The organism is Frankia umida (assembly GCF_023242945.1).
GTDB lineage: Bacteria > Actinomycetota > Actinomycetes > Frankiales > Frankiaceae > Frankia > Frankia umida.
Map to the genome: position 1 here is coordinate 23,444 of NZ_JALKFT010000020.1, position 19,616 is coordinate 43,059.

The window sequence follows — 19,616 nt, forward strand, 5'->3', positions numbered from 1 at the left end:
ACGGCTGACCGCGACCCGCCCCTGAGGCGGCCCCGGCCAGCCCAGGGACGGGGTCGGCCAGTCGGGTGGGAAGGCGGTCAGGGCGTGGGGCCGGGACTGCCGGGGAGGGAGGCCCGAAGGCGGGCGTGGTGCAGGCGGGAGATCTCCAGCAGCGCCGGCGCGTTCCGAGCCGCGAAGGCGGCGAGCATCCGCTCGTGGTCCTCGTTGAGCGCGGTGACCACGTCGCGCGGCGCGTGGTCCATCGGCCGGGCGGGCTCGGTCATGTTCCAGGCCGATTCGTACATGCGTGCCAGCCGGGGCATGGCGCCGGCGTTGACGAGCGCGAGATGGAACCGGCGGCTCTCGCGATGGTGCCCGCGGGCGTCGCCGGCCTCGATCGCCGCGGCGGTGGCGACGTGCGCCGCCAGGACCCGTTCGTCGTCCGCGGCTGTGGCCCGGCGCACGGCCGCCGCCAACGCGGAGGCCTCCAACGCCTCCCGCACCAGGTAGAACTCGCGCAGCTCGGCGGGCGTGAGCGCCGCGACGGTGTAGCCCGCGCGGGCCCGATGCTCCACCAGCCCCTCACCGACCAGGCTCATCAACGCCTCACGGACGGGAATCCGGCTGACCTGGTAACGCGCGGCGACCTCATCGACCGGGATGGGCAGGCCGGGGCCGGCCGCGCCGTCGAGGATGACCCGCTTGAGCTCGCCGAGGATGGCCTCACGGGCCGATCCATCCCAGTCGGTGGACAGGGTCGCGACCCATGTCACCGGTGGCCGGGGGACTCGCATCCCATCCTCCCAGGGATGGATCCGCCGGGGCAGCTGGCGGGCCGGATCTGCAGTGGACGTCCGGGACTGTAGCCCCGAACTGTTTCGTCCCGTCCGCCGTCAGATCACGTTTGTGCACCGAGCCAGCCCACCCCCGCGAACCGGGCCAGCCCGGCCGCGATCGGGGCGGACCGGACCAGAGGTGCGGCCATGTGCGCCGACCGGACACAATGACCGAACTGACGGACCGAACTGGCGGAGAGGAGATCGACCGTGCCGGTTTCGCCTCTGCGCCCCAGCGACCCGGCGGAGATCGGTGGTTATCCGGTTGCCGCCCGGCTTGGTTCGGGGGGGATGGGCGTGGTCTATCTGGCCACCGATCCCGCCGGTCGACCGCTTGCCGTCAAACGAATCGCCACCCGGTTGGCGGGCGACCCTGATTTCCGACAGCGTTTCCGCCGTGAGGTGACGGCCGCCCGGGCGGTCGGCGGGGTGTGCACGGTACGGGTCGTGGCCGCCGATCCCGACGCCGACCGTCCGTGGCTTGCCACCGAATACGTCGCCGGCTCCAGTCTGACCGAGGTGGTGGAGGCCGAAGGCGCCCTGATCGGAGGTGTCCTGGACAGCCTCGCCGTGGGTCTGGCGGAGGCGCTTTCGGCGATGCACCGGGTCGGCGTGGTGCACCGGGATCTGAAACCGTCCAATGTGCTGCTGACCGCGGACGGTCCCAAGGTGATCGATTTCGGGGTGTCCTGGTATGCCGAGTCGACGCCGCTGACCAGTCCGGGCTCGTTGCTGGGCAGTCCGGGTTACATGGCGCCCGAGCAGGTCGCCGCTGGTGAGACCGGGCCTTTCACCGACGTGTGTTCCTGGGCGCTGACGCTCGCCTTCGCCGCCACCGGACGCCCCCCGTACGGGCTGGGTCGACCCGAGGTTCTGCTGTACCGCGTGATCGGGGAACGCCCTGATCTCACCGGCGTCCCCGACCGTCTGCTGCCCGTCCTGCTGGCGGCGTTGCGCCCCGATCCGCGTGGCCGGCCGAGCGCGACGGACCTGCTGCACCAGCTTCTGCCCGCGGCCGCCGACCCGACGGCCGACCCCGCCGAGGCGACCCAACGCCTGCTGGACGAGCGATGGCGGCTCCCCGGCCTTCCCCGCACGGTCACCGACCTCGGCTCCATGCCCGTCATCCACCCTTCGCCACCGGCCACGGGGGCAGCCGTGGCGCGCCCCTCGCCACCGGCCGCGGCTTCGCGACCAGGGCAGGCAGGGCCGCCAGGACAGCCAGGACAGCCAGGACAGCCGGTGCCACGGCCAAGGCGTCGGCCGGGGTGGTTGTCGGGCCCGTGGATTCCGGCCGTGATCGCCATCGCGGGTGTTCTCGCCATCGCGATCGTCGCGACCCTGCTCACCCGCGGTGGGCCCGCGAAGCCCACCGCCGGGGCCGGCACCGCCCGCACCGCCACCGCGCCGGCTCCGGGGACGGCCGTGCCCGTACCTGCCGGGACGGCGTTTCCCGGCCCGTCGCCGTCGCTGCCCTCGACCGGCGGCGGCTCCGTGGCGGCGACTCCGAGCGCCGCCGCCACACCACCGATCGCGCTGCCCGGCCTGTGGCGCGGCGGGTACGTCTGTTCGCAGGGCCCGACCGGGCTATTGCTCAGTATTGTTCTGACTCCGAGCCAGGATCTGTGGGCACGGCTTGACTTCTACCCGCTGCCGTCCAATCCCGGTGTGCCCCGCGGCTCCTACCTGACCCGCATCATCTTCGCCGACGGGGTGCTGAACTTCACCGGTGTGCGCTGGATCGAGCAGCCCCCCGGCTACAACATGGCCAACTTCACCGCGCGTCCGGACGCCACCCGCCCCGACGACCTGGCGGGCCAGGTGCGCCTGGCCGGATGCTCGACCTTCGCCGTCCATCGCCAGTAGTCCCCCGGACCGACCCGCACCGCCCGTACGGACCAGACAGCCGCGCGAACGGCATATCCACGCGAACCACATCACGTCACCGAAATCCGACAGATGATCTAGGTCGGGCATAAGGTCGCAGGTGGGGCACGGGGATCGGCGCGAGAACCCGGCGAGGCACGGCGATCCGGTGGACGGTGAACCTGCCCGTCACACGGTGGCTCGCGCCGCCACACGGCCGCTCAGGCAACGTGGTCAACGGGCAGGATCGAACTGGTGCGGACACGGCGAGCGTCCCCGGCGGACTGGGATGCGATCTGGCCTGTCTGGCGCGCCGTCGTGGTCGAAGGCGAGACCTGCCCCTGGCCACCGGACACCGACGAGCAGACCGCCCGCGCCGCCTGGATGCTGCCCTCGCCGGCCGACGTCCTCGTGATGGAGCAGGAGGACGCCGCCGGCCGGATCACCGTGGTGGCCACCGCCCTGCTGCTTCCCAGCCTGCCCGGACTCGGCGATCATGTCGCCCAGGCCACGCTGCTGGTTGACCCGAAGTGGATCGACCATGGCGGCCCGCCACACCGGGCCCGGGTCCTGGGCGGTGCCGGCGCCCGCCCCGGCGCGGGCGGTGCGGCCGGCCGCAGCGGCGGCCACTGGGAGAGCGCGAGCCGCCTCGCCGCCGAACAGATGATCGAGTACGCGACCGACCGCGGCTACCGGGCGATCCAGCTCAACGCGGTCATCTCGGTGAATCCCAAGCTGGTCGCCCTGTGGCGCTCACTGGCATTTCGGCTGATCGGCACTCTGCCCGCCGCCTATCGCCATCCCTGGCTCGGCGACGTCGACCTCCACGTCATGTACCGCTTCCTGCCAACGCTGGACTGACGCGACGCCAGCAACATTGTCCGAACGTTTTTCCGCATCAGGAACACCTACTCGGCCGAACATCTGACCGGGCGACCACCCGCCTGATATCGGAAAAATACGGGAACTCCACCAATCGATAAGCAAAAAACGACTGATGGCCATCATGTGCACACAGGTCGGGCGCATCATGAGGCGGCGACTCCCAACCCGCCGTTCGAGCAGAACCGCTCCGCGGTGCCCTTCCGCACAGCGACCGGTACCGAGCCAGGTGTCCTACGTTGCTCGGTCCCGGCGAGGACCGTGTGGTGATGTCCTGCGACTATCTGGCCCGCGAGTCCGGGCTGGTGCGGGCACCGGGCGGGCTCGCTCGCCGAGCTGGTCGAAGGTCTGCTGGTGGCGGACCCGCCGTTCGGCGCCGACGGTTCCCGCCCGCAGGTCACCGAGACCGGCTGGCTGACCAACGGTCAGCGCTCGCCCGCGATGGGCGCGCGTCAGGCCATGGGCGGGCTCGTCGGCTGGTCGCCGCCGGTGGAGAACGCGGGGTACCAGCACTCCCCGTTCCTGGATGTCGAGCTGTGGAACGGCCCGGAGGAGAAGCGCCGATGGTCCTGCGCCTGTCTGGCCGCCGTCTGGCAGCTCGCCCGGCTCGGCGTCCTGCGCCGACGGGGGCGGGACGTGGCGACCCCCGAGCGCGTCTCCTACGTTCTGCTCGGCCCATGAGCGTCCTGTGAGCGTCCTGCTGGGCGAGGTGCGCACCGCGCTGTCGCGGCACTCCCGGGCGGTGAGCGTGGACGCGGTCGAGGAACTGTTGGAGCTGGCGCCCGCGGCCGTGCGGCTGACCTCACGACCGCTGGCCCGCGCCGTCGTCACCGGTGGCCGGGACGATCTGTCGTCCGGGTTCCTCGGCCCCCGCCGAGTGGATGCCGGGGGCGCACACCGAGCCGGAGCTATCGAGCCGGAGCTTTCGTGGGTGTGGGCGGCGTTGGAGGGGCGGCCGGGGTTCTCCCGGCAGTGGGCCAGCATCGTCGCCCGCATCCGCAATGAGCTGGATCTTTCCATCCTGCGGGCGCTGTCGGACGGCGCGACACCGCCGCCCACGACGGGCCTGCGTCCCGGACTATGACGCTTGTCACTTCATCGAGGCGACCGTTCATGGGCAGGGGGAACGGGAACTGTCCCTGACGGACGAGGAGCCTGCCTGTGCGTGAGAGCGCCGCGCCCGATTTTTCGTTTTCCGATATGCAGTCCACGATTGCCGTGCTCACCGTGGTGGCCGGTGCGGTGATCGTCGCGCTGGCCGCCTCGGTGCTGCTGCACCGGGTGGCCGGACGAATCGGCCAGCATTCCGCGATCGTCGCCGACCTCGCCCACCGCGGCCGCCGACCGGTCCGCCTCGCCCTGGTGCTGATCGCCATCCAGATCAGCCTGGGCACCACCCACGAACAGGACTGGACCACCTCCGCCGCACGCGTCTGCGGGGTGCTGCTGATCGCCGCCCTCGCCTGGTGCGTGACGGTCCTCGCGTTCGTGTTCGAGGAACTGGCGCTGCTGCGCTATCGGGTGGACGTCGTCGACAACCGCCACGCCCGCCGCGTACGTACCCAGGTCAGTCTGCTGCGCCGGATCACGGTCGCGGTCATCTCGGTCATCGCCGCCGCGTCGATCCTCATGACGATCCCGAGTGTGCGGGTCGCCGGGGCCAGTATCTTCGCCAGCGCCGGAGTCGTCGGCATCGTCGCGGGCCTGGCCGCCCAGACATCGCTGGCCAATGTCTTCGCCGGCCTGCAGATCGCCTTCACCGACGCGATGCGCGTCGATGACGTGGTGGTCGTCGAGGAGGAATGGGGCCGCATCGAGGAGATCACCCTGACCTACGTGGTCGTGCACATCTGGGACGACCGCCGGATGATCCTTCCCTCCACCTACTTCACCACCACCCCGTTCCAGAACTGGACCCGCAAGGAATCCGCGGTGCTCGGTGCCGTCGAACTCGATCTCGACTGGGAGGTCCCGATCGAGGAGATGCGCGCGGAGATGCACCGGGTTCTCGAGGCGAACGAGCTGTGGGACCGACGGGTGTGCGTTCTGCAGGTGACCGACGCCATCGGTGACCACATTCGCATCCGGGTGCTGGTGAGCGGCAAGGACGGCCCCACCACCTTCGACCTGCGCTGCCACGTGCGGGAAGCCCTCGTCCTGTGGCTGCAGCGCAACCACCCGGGCGCCCTGCCGCGCACCCGCGTCGAGTTCGGCCGCCCCGGCCAGGATGTCGGTTCGGCCGTCTTCGGGCAGCGTGATTCCGACCCGACCGAGTTCGACCCGACCGAGTTCGACCCGGGAACCTCCGCCCGTACACCAGGTCAACGATCCGGTGCCGACACACGGCGCGAGGGGAGCGGCCGGCATGCCGGCGCCACTGGGATCGCTGGTACCGACAACAACCATGACGGCCACAACGGTGCGCGTCGCGGCGGTGCGATCGGCACGCTCCTGCGCAAGCAGGATCGCCACGACGACTCCGACAGCGCCGGGGCCGAGGCCGAGCGGGGTGGGCCGGCGTCCTCATCCCCGTCGTCGGCGCAGCACTCCCACGGCGACATAGCCTCTGATGCCTCGCTGTTCTCGGGTGACAACCCCGATGCGGCCAGGCGCGCCCGCGACTTCAGTGAGGCCCCGTCCGACCCGGACGATGACTCCTTCCCCACGAACGATCGCTCCCACTGACGCGGAATCCCTCCACAAGCCGGCCATCCGTGCACGGATGGCCGGCTTGACCGCGTGCCGCCGCAGACCAGTGCTGGCGGTGCCGTCTCCGCTGGCCATCCTGCCCGCAGCACCAGCGGCGAGTCCGGACATGACTGACGGCGGCCGCGGGAGCCACCGGGGAGAACCATGTCTGGTTCCTACCGGAGGCGCCCCGCGACCGCCGTCAGAGGTGCTCGGCAGTCCCGGAGATCACCTGTCGGTGCCGCCGTGACCGATACCCGCTCGGTTACCGACGGGCGTAGCGCCGGCTGCGACCGTGCGAGCGGCTGTGACCGGTGCCCACGTTCCGCCAGATCAGCAGCACGAGGATGGCACCGATGATCGAGCCGATGATGCCGGACGGCTGCAGGGCACCCTCGCCCAGGTCCTTGTCGAACAGGACGTAACCGAGAAAGCCGCCGACGAAGGAACCGATGATGCCGACAACAATGGTGCCGAGAATGCCAATGGGGTCGGGCCCGGGAAGAACCACTCGCGCAACCGCGCCAGCGACCAGACCGAGCAGAATCATGACGACAACGAATGTGACCATTTTATTCTCCCTGCCGAGGTGACTGGTTCATTCGTTCCCGTCGGCCTGGGTGACAAACACGGTATTTCAATTTTCTCCCCAGACGTCGTGAGACGTCCCGGTGCGGGAGTCAGCTGGCCTTGCGACGGCGGCGGCGACGGCGTCCGGCCAGGGCGAGCAGGACGATGCCGGCCACCACACCACCGGTGGCCCGCGGGTTGCCGCGGGCGCGCTGGCCGGCGGAGCGGGCGGCCTTTCCGCTGGTGGCGAAGGCCTTCTCCGCCGCGGCGCTGGCCTGCGGGTGCTGGGCGAGCCGTTCGAGGGCGGTGCCGAGGGCGCGGTCGCGGGCGTCGATGGAACGGGCGGTCGCGGCGGCGAGCTTCGGGTTGTCGGCGGCCTTGTCCCGCACGGTGCCGGCGACCTTGCCCGCGGCCTCGCGGGTACGTCCGGCGGCGGCACCCAACTGCGGCGCCAACGTCTGCGCGGCCCCGGTCACCCGCTGACGCACCTCGGCGGCACCGGAGGCGACCCGCTCGCGGGCACCCTCCTCACCCGAGGACTCCGCCCCGGTGTCACTCGCGGTCGGCTCGTCCGCATCCGGTTCGTCGGTGTACTCCGACGCGGAGCGGCCGGGGGTGGACGGGGCCACCTCGTCGCCCTCCGGAGATGACGGGTCGACGATGACGGCCGCCGCCTCCGACGGGGTGGGGGCGGGCACCACCGGCTCGGGCGAGCCGGCCCCGGGGGAGGTGGCCGCGGAGGTGACGCTCGACGGCGCGGCCGGGGGGATGGGCCGCGAGCTGTTCGGCGTCGCGATCAGCGTGGGATCGGGTGTCGCCGGGTTCGGGTCCGCTGACATCGTCCTGGTTCCCTTCATCTGGTCGTTCTGGTCTCGACGTCTAGCCTGACCTGGCCTGCTCCGCGCACCGCGCGCACCGTCCGGGATACCTGCGGCCCAGCCCGCCGACGCGGTGCGGGGACCGCGGTGCGTCGGCGGTCGGTGCCGGTGCCGGTGCCGGTGGCGAGTCGGTGGCAGTGCTGGTGGCGGGGAAAAAGTTCACCGCCCATTTCCCGGACGGCGATACCCCATCATCGATGTTGATAACACGATGTGGACGGGGTGATGCGTCACTGCGCCACAGGTCCTGCGAACATATCACCCATATCGGGCGGATCTACGCCTGCCGTTGCGCGGAGCGGCGAGCAGATCCACGCCAGAATCCACATCCTGACACGTCAGGGACAATGACTGCGGTAGCGCCGCTGGGCTGTCTCGGACGGGCCGAGGTCGGTTACGGTGCAGACGCAGGCCTGGACGCGGCCCGCGCAGGCCGGGACAGCGGCTGGCAGGGAGTGCTGATGCCCGACCCGCAACGAGCCTTCGTCAGTTCCGAGGACGCCCACCCGCAGGATGCCCGGCCGGACGAACCGCGTGCCCGGAGCACCGCGACACCCGACGACCTCGAGGGTGTGTCCGTGCTGGCCGAGCGCCTCGCCCGCGGCGAGGTGACCTCGCGGGAGCTGGTCGAGGCGGCGCTCGAGCGGATCGAGGCGACACAGTCGACGCTCAACGCCTTCCGCCGGATTCGCGCCCTGGAGGCCCTCGACGAGGCGGCGGCGGCCGACGCGGCGCTCGAGCAGGGCGCGGCCACCCGAGCGGCCACAGGGTCGGCGGCCGGTGGCACGGCGACCGGCCGGTATCGGCCTGTGCTCGGCGTGCCGATCGCGATCAAGGATGACACGGACATCGCCGGGATGCCCACCGCGTTCGGCGCGATGGGCGAGTTCCCGCCGGCGGCCCGCGACAGTGAGATGGTCCGGCGGCTGAAGGCCGCGGGGGCGATCATCGTCGGCAAGACGAACACCCCGGAGTTCGGCCAGTGGCCGTTCACCGAGGGTCCGGCGTTCGGGGTGACCCGCAACCCCTGGGATCTCGATCATTCGCCGGGCGGGTCGTCGGGGGGTGCCGCGGCGGCGGTGGCGGCGGGGCTCGTCCCGGGTGCGATCGGTTCGGACGGTGCGGGGTCGGTGCGCATCCCGGCGGCGTGGACGCATCTGGTCGGTATCAAGCCCCGGCGCGGGCGGATCTCCAGCGCCCCGGTGCGCGAGCAGTTCAACGGGCTGACCGTGTTCGGGCCGCTGACCAGGACGGTCGCCGACGGTGCCCGGCTGCTCGACGCCCTGTCCGGCAGCCTGCCGACCGACCGGGACCGACCGCCGGCGCCCGCGGAGTCGTTCCTCGCGGCAGCCGGGCATCCGCCGCCCCGGCTGCGGATCGGCCTGTCGCTGCACCGTCCCTACAGTGGCATGCCGGCGAACCTCGACCCGGCGGTGCGGGCCGCGGTGGAGCGGATCGCCGAGGTCCTGGCCAGGCTCGGGCATGAGATCATCCCGGTCGAACCGCCCTACGGGCTGCTCGGCACGATCTTTCTGCCGCGGTCGATGGACGGCATCCGGGACTGGGCCCAGCGGGTGCCCGACCCGTCCCTGCTCGATTCGCGCACCCTGGCCAACGCCCGCACCGGACGGCTGCTGCGCCCGATCCTCCCGCTGACCCGCGTGGCCGAACCGGTGGCCCGGCTCAACATCGGCCGGGTCTTCCGCAAGGTGGACGTGGTGCTCGCCCCGACGACCGCGACGCCGCCGCCACGGGTCGGCGAGCTCAACCGGGACACGAACTGGGCGACCGACCAGGCGATCGTCGCCGCCTGCCCGTTCGCCTGGCCGTGGAACGTGCTCGGCTGGCCGGCGGTCAACGTGCCGGCCGGGTTCACCCCGGCGGGGCTGCCGGTGGGCGCGCAGCTGCTGGGCCCGGCCACGGCCGAGACCCGGTTGATCTCCCTGGCCGCGGAACTCGAGGACGCCGAGCGCTGGCAGCTGCACTATCCGGGGGAACGGGTCGCCCATATCGGCTGACCCGTGCGGCCGGATCTGACCATCTGGTCAGATTCTGGTGACCTTTGGAACGTCCTGTCAGGGTGCGTGGCCGAACTCCTGGTCGGGTCGGGACAATGACCCATGCGTACTGTCCGGACGGACGCCCCCGCCGCCCTGATGCCCACGGACGAACGGTCGGAGAACCTCGCGTTCGTCGTTGCCGGTGCCACGGTCCTGCTCGGCACGCTGCTCACCGACGTGCTCTCCACCGTCGCCCTGGCCGGGTATTTCGGCCTTGGTCCGCTGATCCTCGCCGCGGCCTGTCCGACGCTCATCACCGCGGGCGTCGGCGGGGTGACGGTGCTGCTGGGCATCGTGTCCGGCTTGTGGGACGACCGGTTCGGCACCGGTCAGCACATCGCGGCCATTCTGCTGATCGCCATCCAGGCGGCGATCGCCGTGTGTATCTGTGTGTTCCGGGAGCGGCAGCGCTCGAAGCTGCACCGCGTCCAGGCGGTGGCCGAGGTGGCACAGCGTGCGTTGCTGCCCGCGGTGCCCGGGCGCCTGGACGGCGTGGGTTTCGCCGCCCGCTACCTGTCGGCGGCGCGGGAGGCGTCCGTCGGTGGCGATCTGTACGAGGTCGTGCCGACCGCGCACAGCATCCGGGTGATCATCGGGGATGTGCGGGGTAAGGGGCTGCCCGCGGTGCGGCTGGCCTCGGTGGTGCTGGGCGCCTTCCGGGAGGCCGCTGTCACCTGGCTGGATCCCGAGCAGGTCGCGGCGGCATGTGCCCGCGCCGTCGCCCGGGAGGCCGGACCGGAGGACTTCGTCACCGCGCTCGTGCTGGACATCCACCCCGACGGCCGGCTCGGGATGTGCTCGGCCGGCCACCATCCGCCGCGTCTGGTGTCGCCACGCGGTGCGAGTCGAACCCTCACGTTGCGCTCCCCGAGCCCGCCGCTGGGCCTCGCCGACCAGTTCACCGTGACGAACGCGTTCTGGGAGGTCGGCGACCGGCTGCTGCTGTTCACCGACGGCCTGATCGAGGCCCGGGACGCCGCCGGCCACTTCTTCGACCTCGACGAGCATCTCGACCTGCTGCGCGGCGGCGGCCAGGAGGAGGCCCTCGACCATCTCACCACGGCCCTGGACACCCACGCCGACGGCGCCCTGCACGACGACCTCGCCCTCCTGCTCGTCGAACGCCACCCCGCCCCCGCCCTCCCCGGCACCCCCAGCGCCTCCACCCCTCCCCCACCCACCGTCGCCACCCGCTGAACGCCCCGCACGGCCTGAATCGCCTGAACGGTCTGCGGAAAGACCTACTCACCGCCGGATGGGTCAGGTGCGGGTGCGGCGGCGGCCTTCGCGGCGGTAGGAGAAGGGGCCGGGCAGGTCGACGCTGGACAGGCCGCCGCGGCGATGCCGGGACCAGACCCGCCAGGAGATCCGGCCGAGTTTCAGTGTCACCGAGGACACTCCGTTCTCGCTGACATTGACGTGGAACGGCCCGTACTTCGGGCGGCGGGTGTATCGCAGACCCATCTGGCACCTCCTGCGGGATGCGGGCCGGGCTTTGTTCGTCCTCGACCCGGCCCGATATCCGTACCGAAACAGCGACAATGCGCTTGTCTCCGGTATTGCGCGGTTTACACCTCGCCGCCTCGATATGCCGAGGAGAGCGGCGCCGAGGGCCGCCGGACCCGGCGCGGGTGTTTGTCGGGCGACGCGCACACCGATATCCGACGGATACGGAATCAGGCCATTACCGTCTGAGCATGCGGATCGACCTCACGATGCGGACGGACACGCCGAGGTCCACGGTGGTGGCATTCGGCGACGGTGATCCGCGGACCGACCGGTCCGTGCTGCGGCTGCTGGTCGCGCTGGTCGTGCTGCTCAGCGCGGTGACCGCGTTCGCCGTCGGTGGGCTCGTCGCGCTGTCGCAGCAGCGCATGGCGTCCCCGTCCGGCGTCGACAGCGACAGCATCAGGGGCGACGGCCAGCGCGGCGACGATCCGGGCGACGCTGGCGACTCGGACGACATGGTGGCGGCCGCCGGTGAGATCGGCCGGCTGGGAGTGGTGGATGACGGGGTGGTGAGCAGGCCCCTGGCCGGGCGGGTTCCGATGGCCGTCCCGCCGACCTCGCCTGTGCCGACGCGGGTGCCGACGGCCGTGCCGCCGACACCGCGGATTCCGGATGACGCCGAGCAGGCCACGGCGAGCCCGGTTCCGGCGCCTCACCGCTGCACTCAGCCTCCTGAGCAGGCCATCAGCGGGTCCGGCCTACCGATTCCGATCTTCCCGCTCTGCTGACCGGCGGCCAGCGCCAGGCTCCGGACGCCAGTCCGGGCGGCGACCGGAGAGGGCGATCAGGCTCGTCCACTCGTCGGCGTCGGCGGACACCGTGACGGGTTCGGCGAAGATGCCGACGACCCGCCAGGCGTCGATCTGACCGGCGAGGGCCTGGTGCACCCAGCGGACCAGCTCGAGGTTGCTGCCCACGGTGCGCGCCGAGGTGCTGTCACCGGGGAGGCGTCCGGCCTCGTCGACGGCGCGGGCGAGGTCCCAGCCGTGCAGGAGCAGGTCGGCGGTGAGCTGGAAGGCGTACTCGTCCGCGGGGGTGGGGCCGAACGACAGGACGGGGTTGCGCGTCCAGACCTCGCTGCGGTTCCAGGCCGCGCGGGACCGGCGGGCGGTGGCACTCCAGACACCGACCGGGTCGGTGCCGAGCTGGTCGCCGTCGAAGCGGCGTCCGATGTCCTCACGGGTCAGGCCGGCCAGCAGCGGCGGAACCCACAGATGTTCGACGGTCAGATGGTTGACCAGGCGGCGGATGTTCCACTCGCGGCAGGGCGTCGGCGCGTCCCAGGCGCCCTCGGGGACCGCGCGGACCTGGATGTCGAAGATGTCCATCGCCCAGTCCAGCCACTCGCGACGTGCCGTGGCAGTCAGCATGCTGCTCGCCATCTCCAGGTGCCCCCTTCGGCGCCACGTCCTCGAACCGCCTACCCGCCGCAGAACACCTACCCACCGGCGCCGACCACCCAACCCCGCGCATCCAGATGATTACGCGGAGCCCACACCTGGCCACAGACCCGGGCCGTTTCTCCGCTACACGCCGTTATGCACCATCGGGTGCGCGGCACTCATCCGGTGCACATCGGCCGCCTGTCATCATCTCCCCTCATGGATGGTCGCCGTCTGCCGTCGCAACCCGTCTCCCGGGACGACGCCTGCCGCCCACATCCCACGGCACCGGCAGGCGCCCCGTTCCCCCGGACGCTGGTCGTCGCCGACAAGTTCCCGCCTGTGCTCGGCGGCATCCAGACCTTCGCCTGTCATCTCACCGCGGGCCTGCCCGCCGACCAGGTGATCGTCGTCGCGCCGACCGTCGCCGGGGCGGACGAGTTCGACCGCACCCTGCCGTTCCCCGTCGTGCGCATCGGCGAACGAGTCGTGACGTCCCGGCGGTCCCGCGCGGTGCTGGCGGATCTGGTGCGCACCGAGGGGTGCGAGGCCGCCTGGTTTCCCACCTCGGCGCCGTACGGCCTGCTCGCACCGGTGTTGCGTGAGGCCGGTGTGCGGCGGGTCGTGTCGTCCAGTCATGGGCATGAGGTGGCCTGGTCGCGGCTGCCGGTCGGCTGGTCGCTGGTGCGCAGCTGCGCCGCCCGCGCGGACGTGCTCACCTACCTGACCTCGTTCACCCGGCGCCGGCTGGCCGCGGTCGCCCCCAACGGCACGGCCATGGCCCGGCTGACCGGCGGGGTCGACGTCGAACGCTTCCACCCCGGGGCCGGCGGCGACGAGATTCGCCGCATGCTCGGCTGGTCGGACCGTCCGGTGGTCATCTGCGTGGCCCGGATGGTCCCCCGCAAGGGCCAGGACATGCTGATCCGCGGCTGGCCGACGGTGCGCCGGCGGCACCCGGGCGCCCGGCTGCTGCTGGTCGGCAAGGGCCCGGCCGAAAGCCGGCTGCGACTGCTCGCGCGGCGCGTCGGGGTCGCCGACGACGTCCACTTCACCGGCGCCATCCCGGACGAGACGCTGCCCGCCTACCTCGACGCCGCGGACGTGTTCGCCATGCCCTCACGCACCCGCTGGCTCGGCCTGGACCTCGAGGGGCTCGGCCTGTCGTCCCTGGAAGGCGCCGCCAGCGGCCTGCCGGTGATCACCGGTGCGCAGGGTGGCGCCCCCGACGTGGTCCTGCCCGGTCGCACCGGCACCGTTGTCGACGGACGCGACGTCGACGCCGTGACCAGCGCCGTCCTCGACCTGCTGGACGACCCCGACCGCGCCGCCCGGATGGGCCTCGCCGGCCGCGAGTGGATGCGCACCGCGTGGAGCTGGCAGGAACTCAGCGGCCGCCTCGCCCGTATCCTCACCGGCCTTCCCGTCGACGACCATCTGACCGACCAGATCATCGACCGCACCCCCGCCTCCCCCATGGACCATCCTTCCCCCATGGACCGCTCCACCCCGAGGGACCGCCCCACCCCGAGGGACGACGCCGCCCCGATGGACGACGCCGCTCCCGCGGACGACACCACCGGCCAGCATCTCCCGGACCGCGTCGACGCCAGCCAGCGCCGGTGACGCCCACCCCCACCAGACCCACACCGGATGCCAGCACGGCCCGTCCGACCAGCCTGACCTGCCCGGCTGAGAAGGTCACGTCGGGGCGCGGACGCTGGTGGGCGGTGCGGCCGGTGCTGGCCTGCCTGGTACCGGTGGTGGTGGTCTGGTGGGTGGTGCGGTCATGGTCGACCGTGCGGGCTGGGGCGGCGGCGCTGGCCGACGCACATCCGGCCTGGCTGATCGGGGCGACCGTCGTCGCCCAGTTCACCTGGTTCGCGGGAGCGGCCTGCCAGCAGGGGGCGGTGTCCCGGGCGTTACCGGTCCGACCGCTGCTCGCCGCGCAGGTCGCGGGCAGTGTCGCGAACCACGTGCTGCCGGCCGGCTTCGGGGTCGGCGCGGTCAAGCTGCGTTTCCTGCACCGCCACGGCTTCTCACTGCCCGAGTCGCTGACCGCCGTCGGCCTGGACGCGACCGCCGGCGTCACCACCCACCTCGCGGTGCTCCTCGCCCTGCTCGCCGGTGGCTTCCTCGAGGTCGACACCGCACGTCTGCCGGGCAGCGGCCCGGTGTTCGCCACGGTGGCCGTGGGCGCCGCGGTGGCCGCCGCCGCGCTGGCGGTGGTGGTGGCACTCCGCGCCCAGCTGAGAACCCGGCTCTGGTCCCGGCTACGGGCCCACCTGTGCGGGGTGGGCACCACCCTGCGCTCGCCGGGACGCGCGGCGCTGCTGTGGGGTGGGTCGGCGGCGATTCCGCTCGTCCACGCGATCACCCTGTGGGCGATCGTCCAGGCGCTGCACCTGCCACTCGGGATCGGCGCGGTGTTCACCCTCTACTACGTCGCCAGCACCGCGTCGGCGGTGGTCCCGTCCCCCGGTGGCTTCGGATCACTGGACGCGGCCCTGCTCGCCGCGCTCATCGCCACCGGCCAGACACCCCCGGTCGCCCTCGGCGTGGTCCTCGGCTACCGCCTGGTCACCGTGTGGCTCCCGATGGCCCCGTCCGCCTGCGTCCTTGCCGTCATGGTCCGCCGCGGCCAGCTCTGACCCGGGAAGGCACCCAAAGGAGATCCTCGCCGTACACGTCGGCGCGGCCGCTCGGTCACACCGCGGTGGGGCGGTAAAGCTTGGCGTAGGGGCCGCCGGCGGCGAGCAGGTCATGGTGGGTGCCGTGCTGCGCGACGCGGCCCCGATCGAGGACGTAGATGCGGTCGGCGTCGATCACCGTGGACAGCCGGTGCGCGATGACCAGGCAGGTTCGTCCGACGGCGAGCCGGTCGAGGGCGGCGCGTACCGCGGCCTCCGAGACGGTGTCGAGTGCGGACGTCGCCTCGTCCAGCACCAGGACCCGCGGCGACTGCACCAGCACCCGGGCGATGGCCAGCCGCTGACGTTCCCCACCGGAAAGCCGGTAGCCACGGGCGCCGACCCGGGTCTCCAGGCCGTCCGGCAGGCGTTCGACCAGCGCGGACAGGGAGGCGGCGTCGAGGGCGGCGAGCAGTTCGTCGTCGGTGGCGTCGAGACGTCCGTAGCGCAGGTTCGCGGCGATCGTGTCGTGAAACAGGTGCGGATCCTGCGGGACCACGCCGACCTGCGCGTGCAGCCTGGACGGCGCGATGTCGTCCAGGCTGACCCCGTCGAGCCGGACGGATCCCCGCTGCGGCCGGTGCATCCCGCTGGCGAGATAGGCGACCGTCGTCTTGCCCGCGCCACTGGCCCCGACCACCGCCGTCGTCGTCCCCGCCGCGACCCGCAACGTCACCCCGCTCAGGTCCCAGCCGGCGCCGGCGGCACCGCCGGCACCGCCGCCGGCGCCGGCGCGGTCGTAGCCGAACCAGACATCCTCCAGCGCCAGGTCCACCCCGAGCCCCAGCTCCTCGCCGCGGCCGGAACCACCGGCGCCCCTATGGTCACCACGGCCGCCCGGCGCCGCCGGCCGGGGCGTTGTCAGCGCCGGAGCGCGCACCGCACCAGCCGTGTCCCGGCGCGCGGACCTGTCTGGGGACGCGTCGGGGGACGTGTCGAAACGGGCGCGGATCTCGTCCTCGGGGACGTCCAACAGGGCGAAGATGCGACGGAACGCGGCGCCGGCACCGGCGAGCTCCGTGCGCAGGTCGATCGCGGACGACAGCGGGCCGAACGACACCAGCAGCGCCCCACCCAGTGCGGCGACGGTCCCCAGCGTGGTCCGCTCGGACGAGACCAGCCAGGCGCCAAGCGCCACGACCACCGTCATCGTCGCCACAATGCCGAGGTTGACCAGGAAACGGACCCGGGACGTCAACCGGGCCTGGTCCCGCGAGGCCGTGATCAGCTCGGCGCCGGCGGCGTCGAACCACTCCCGTTCATGGTCGACCCGGTCGAACAACCGCACATGCAGCGCGCCCGACACCGATGCGGTGTCGGCGAGGCGCGCCATCAGCACACCGTCGAGTTCCCGCTGGTGACGGGACAGTTCCGCGAGGCGCCGCCGGCCCGAACGGACCATCAGCAGCGTCGCCGGCGCGAACACCATGACCGCCAGGCTGAGCCGCCAGTCCAGGACGAAGACGACCACCGTGCCGACCGCGATGTCCGCCACCCGGCAGATCACCGCCTGCACCGTGGCGGAGATCGCGTTCTGCGCGGCCAGCACATCATTGGTCATCACCGTCATGACCTCACCCGGCTGACTACGCGGGAAGAAACTGAACGGCAGCCGCTGCAGATGCGTGTTCACGGTCTGCCGGATGCGCACCGAGACCACCCCGCCCAGCCGCGCGATCAGCGCCATCCGTGCCGACAGCACCGCCGACTCGAACACCAGCAGCGCCCCCAGCAGCCCGATCGGCCAGGCGAGATCCCGGACGTGCCCCCGTGGCAGCGAGACATCCACGAGGTACCGCAGCAGGAACGGCCCCGCCGCCACCGCGACCGACCCCACCACCGACAGCGCCACCAGCACCGCCACGACCGGCCCCTGATCGGCGAAGAACCGCTCGGCCCGCCGCGCCTCCCCCACCCCGGTCAGCCTCGCGACCATCCCCGCATGCAGCCGGGTCACCCCCGCCCACCTCAGGTCCCCCGACCGCTCGGCCCTGCCCACCGGGTGGGTGGCGTCCGTCGGGTCGGCGGTGCCGGTCAGGTCGGCGGTGCCGGTCGGCTGACTGGCACCGGTCGGGTGACTGGACCCTGACGTAAGGGTCGGCGGCTGCGAGGTCACGGGGGAGAGGCTAGTTCCCACCGGCGCCGGCCCGTCCGCCTGGTCCGGGTCAGACAGCCCCGTCCACCCGTCGCTTCCCTCTCTGCCCCGTCCGACAGGCAGCGGCGGAGCGTCACCGCGGCGGCGGAAGGGGCCGCGACCATCGGCGAGCCCCGGCTCGGGGGGTTGGACGACTCCATGAGGTTACCTTTCGCATCCTCGGGAACACTCTGCGCGCATGCCCGCCAGGTGGAGCCGGAGCGGGAGCGGGTGCGGGACGCAGGTGCGAACGCACCGCGCGACCACCCGGCCGGGGTCCGCCGACGCGGGCCCGTAGAGGGGGAAACCGATGAGCTGGTCCCGCACGTCCCGACGATGCGCCTCTCGCGCGTTCGTCCTGTCCGCGACCCTCACCGCCGCGATGGCCACATCCGGGCTGATGGACGCGGCCATCGGCGTCACCGCGTTCCCGACCACGCCACCCGCCACGTCCTCGGCGCCCTCGGTAGCGGCCTCCGGTCCCACGACCAGTCCGCCCAGCACGGACGGCCCAACCCCGAGCGGCACCGCCGGGTCAGCTGGGAGCACCGGGCCGGACGAAGGCGGCGACCCGGGTGGGACGTCCACTCCGGGCACGTCCGGTTCGCCAGGTGTAGCACCCGGTGGGGGCGCTGCCGGCGGGCCGGCCTGCCCGAAGATGGCATCCGCGACCGGACCGCTGGGCACCTGGGAACCGGTCGCCGACCTGCCCACCGCGGTCGCCGGACTCGCCACGACCACAGGATGCGACGGGAAGATCTACGCGATCGGCGGCAGCGCGGAATCGGCCACGGCCGGCACCAGCCCCACGGGCGCGCCCAGCGCCGGTGTGGCACCCGCGCCCCCCGCCGGCCCCACCGCGACCTCCCCCGCCTCCCCGGGCACGACCACCTCCCGTGGCACGACCACCACACCGGGCCGCTCCGCCTCACCGGGCGGCGGCACCTCGCCGAGCGGGACATCCTCGCCGGGTACGACCGGGTCGCCGGGCGTGGGTCCCGCGGGGTTGGCTCCCTCAGGGGCGAGGATCATCCCCGGCGCGCTGACGGACGAGCCGGGCTTCGAACCGCTCCCGAACGCGTCCGAGGGTGCCACGGGCACGGACCCGGCCCAACCGGGCGACTCCGCCACACCCACCGGCCCGAGCGGGTCACCCGGCCTGACCACCACCCCCAACCCGGGCGGGACGGCCACCCCGAGCGCGACGTCCACCGCGGGCCGCACGGGCGGCCCCACACCCGGCGGCCCGGCCGGAACCGGCCCGGGCAACGGAGCGGGAGCCGGTGCCGGTGCGGGAGCGGGAGCCTCGGGCACACCGGTGGGTTCCGTCGCGGTGCTCGATCCGAAGTCGGGCGCCTGGTCGGACGCCGCCGATCTGCCCACGCCGCGCACGGACCTGGCCGCCGTCACCGGGGCGGACGGACGGATCTACGCGATCGGCGGGCAGGACGCGGACGGTCCGACGGACACCGTCGAGGTGTACCAGCCGGCCAGTGACTCCTGGTCGGACGCCACCTCCCTGCCGGCCCCGATGGACCAGCCCCGGGCGGCCCGCGGCGGGGACGGACGGATCTACGCCCTCGACGGCACCACGCTGGCGATCTACGATCCGGCCGCGAACGCGTGGTCGACCGCGCCGGCTCCGCCGTCCGCGTTGGACGCGCCGATCGTCGTCGCCCTCTCGGATGGCCGGATTCTGGCCGCCGGCGGCACCATCGACGGTACGTCCGCCCCGCGGGTGGCCTCGACGACGTACGTCTACACCCCTGGGACGGAGGGCGGCAGCGGCTCGTGGGCGCAGGTGGCCGGTCTGCCCACCCCGGTCACCCGGGCCGCCGGTGCCACTGGCCCGGACGGGCGGGTGTACGTCGTGGGCGGACGCGGTTCGGACAACGCGGTCACCGACACCGTGCAGATCTACTCCCCGGACCGCGACTCGTGGGACTCCGGCACCCCCGGTGAGGCGTCCGACCGGGCGGATGCCGCGGCCACGACCGGCGGCGACGGTCACATCTACGTCCTGGGCGGGACGTCCGGCAGTGACCAGCCCGAGGCCACCGTCGCCACGCTGTCCGACTGACCAGCCCCGTCCCGCCCCCCGGACGGCCGGCCATCGTGGGCCGTCCGGGGGGCGGCGGGTCG

The 19,616-nt window shown here is 72.7% G+C and carries 17 protein-coding genes; 11 read left to right on the forward strand and 6 right to left on the reverse strand.

Going from position 1 to position 19,616, the window contains the following annotated elements:
* Positions 1-77: 77 nt before the first annotated feature.
* Entirely contained in the window at positions 78-773 is a 696-nt protein-coding gene (locus MXD59_RS18195) for a GntR family transcriptional regulator (RefSeq protein ID WP_248825889.1), read from the reverse strand.
* A gap of 252 nt (positions 774-1,025) precedes the next feature.
* Here MXD59_RS18195 and MXD59_RS18200 point away from each other — a divergent pair, with 252 nt between their 5' ends.
* The 5 genes from MXD59_RS18200 (at position 1,026) to MXD59_RS18220 (ending at position 6,248) form a co-directional block, all read left to right on the forward strand.
* Entirely contained in the window at positions 1,026-2,681 is a 1,656-nt protein-coding gene (locus MXD59_RS18200; RefSeq protein WP_248825890.1) for a serine/threonine-protein kinase, read from the forward strand.
* Between the two features lie 255 nt (positions 2,682-2,936).
* Positions 2,937-3,542, forward strand: coding sequence for a GNAT family N-acetyltransferase (locus MXD59_RS18205; RefSeq protein WP_248825891.1), 606 nt, complete (start codon positions 2,937-2,939; stop codon positions 3,540-3,542).
* Positions 3,543-3,917: 375 nt separating this feature from the next.
* Complete coding sequence (locus MXD59_RS18210) at positions 3,918-4,244, forward strand: hypothetical protein (RefSeq protein ID WP_248825892.1); 327 nt, start codon at positions 3,918-3,920, stop codon at positions 4,242-4,244.
* 7 nt (positions 4,245-4,251) lie between these two features.
* Entirely contained in the window at positions 4,252-4,647 is a 396-nt protein-coding gene (locus tag MXD59_RS18215) for a hypothetical protein (protein WP_248825893.1), read from the forward strand.
* 116 nt (positions 4,648-4,763) lie between these two features.
* Positions 4,764-6,248 (forward strand): mechanosensitive ion channel family protein, encoded by a 1,485-nt coding sequence (locus MXD59_RS18220; RefSeq protein ID WP_248825894.1) that lies wholly within the window; start codon positions 4,764-4,766, stop codon positions 6,246-6,248.
* A gap of 268 nt (positions 6,249-6,516) precedes the next feature.
* On the opposite strand, the gene MXD59_RS18225 is transcribed toward MXD59_RS18220, so the two are convergent.
* Together MXD59_RS18225 and MXD59_RS18230 are read right to left on the reverse strand one after the other, a co-directional pair.
* Entirely contained in the window at positions 6,517-6,822 is a 306-nt protein-coding gene (locus MXD59_RS18225) for a GlsB/YeaQ/YmgE family stress response membrane protein (RefSeq protein ID WP_248812474.1), read from the reverse strand.
* A gap of 109 nt (positions 6,823-6,931) precedes the next feature.
* Entirely contained in the window at positions 6,932-7,660 is a 729-nt protein-coding gene (locus MXD59_RS18230; RefSeq protein ID WP_248825895.1) for a hypothetical protein, read from the reverse strand.
* A gap of 386 nt (positions 7,661-8,046) precedes the next feature.
* On the opposite strand from MXD59_RS18230, the gene MXD59_RS18235 reads away from it, so the two are divergent.
* Together MXD59_RS18235 and MXD59_RS18240 are read left to right on the forward strand one after the other, a co-directional pair.
* Positions 8,047-9,717, forward strand: coding sequence for an amidase (locus MXD59_RS18235; protein ID WP_248825896.1), 1,671 nt, complete (start codon positions 8,047-8,049; stop codon positions 9,715-9,717).
* Positions 9,718-9,819: 102 nt separating this feature from the next.
* On the forward strand, positions 9,820-10,956 hold the full coding sequence (locus MXD59_RS18240; RefSeq protein WP_248825897.1) for a PP2C family protein-serine/threonine phosphatase: 1,137 nt from the start codon (positions 9,820-9,822) through the stop codon (positions 10,954-10,956).
* A gap of 63 nt (positions 10,957-11,019) precedes the next feature.
* On the opposite strand, the gene MXD59_RS18245 is transcribed toward MXD59_RS18240, so the two are convergent.
* A complete protein-coding gene (locus tag MXD59_RS18245; protein WP_248825898.1) occupies positions 11,020-11,223 on the reverse strand; it encodes a DUF4236 domain-containing protein in 204 nt (67 codons plus the stop codon).
* A gap of 233 nt (positions 11,224-11,456) precedes the next feature.
* Here MXD59_RS18245 and MXD59_RS18250 point away from each other — a divergent pair, with 233 nt between their 5' ends.
* Entirely contained in the window at positions 11,457-11,996 is a 540-nt protein-coding gene (locus tag MXD59_RS18250) for a hypothetical protein (protein ID WP_248825899.1), read from the forward strand.
* Here MXD59_RS18250 and MXD59_RS18255 read toward each other — a convergent pair.
* Entirely contained in the window at positions 11,967-12,638 is a 672-nt protein-coding gene (locus MXD59_RS18255; RefSeq protein ID WP_248825900.1) for a TIGR03086 family metal-binding protein, read from the reverse strand. The genes MXD59_RS18250 and MXD59_RS18255 overlap by 30 nt on opposite strands.
* A gap of 231 nt (positions 12,639-12,869) precedes the next feature.
* Here MXD59_RS18255 and MXD59_RS18260 point away from each other — a divergent pair, with 231 nt between their 5' ends.
* Both MXD59_RS18260 and MXD59_RS18265 read left to right on the forward strand, forming a co-directional pair.
* On the forward strand, positions 12,870-14,276 hold the full coding sequence (locus tag MXD59_RS18260) for a glycosyltransferase family 4 protein (protein ID WP_308301736.1): 1,407 nt from the start codon (positions 12,870-12,872) through the stop codon (positions 14,274-14,276).
* Positions 14,273-15,301, forward strand: a complete 1,029-nt coding sequence (locus MXD59_RS18265) for a lysylphosphatidylglycerol synthase transmembrane domain-containing protein (RefSeq protein WP_248825901.1) — start codon at positions 14,273-14,275, stop codon at positions 15,299-15,301. The genes MXD59_RS18260 and MXD59_RS18265 overlap by 4 nt, the downstream gene beginning before the upstream one ends.
* Before the next feature lie 55 nt (positions 15,302-15,356).
* Here the strand turns inward: MXD59_RS18265 and MXD59_RS18270 are convergent, their stop codons facing one another.
* Positions 15,357-17,276: an ABC transporter ATP-binding protein gene (locus tag MXD59_RS18270; protein WP_248825936.1), complete on the reverse strand. Its 1,920-nt coding sequence runs from the start codon at positions 17,274-17,276 to the stop codon at positions 15,357-15,359.
* Positions 17,277-17,784: 508 nt separating this feature from the next.
* Here MXD59_RS18270 and MXD59_RS18275 point away from each other — a divergent pair.
* The gene (locus tag MXD59_RS18275) at positions 17,785-19,554 is read left to right on the forward strand and encodes a Kelch repeat-containing protein (protein ID WP_248825902.1); all 1,770 of its coding nucleotides are present in this window, start codon (positions 17,785-17,787) and stop codon (positions 19,552-19,554) included.
* Positions 19,555-19,616: the final 62 nt, after the last annotated feature.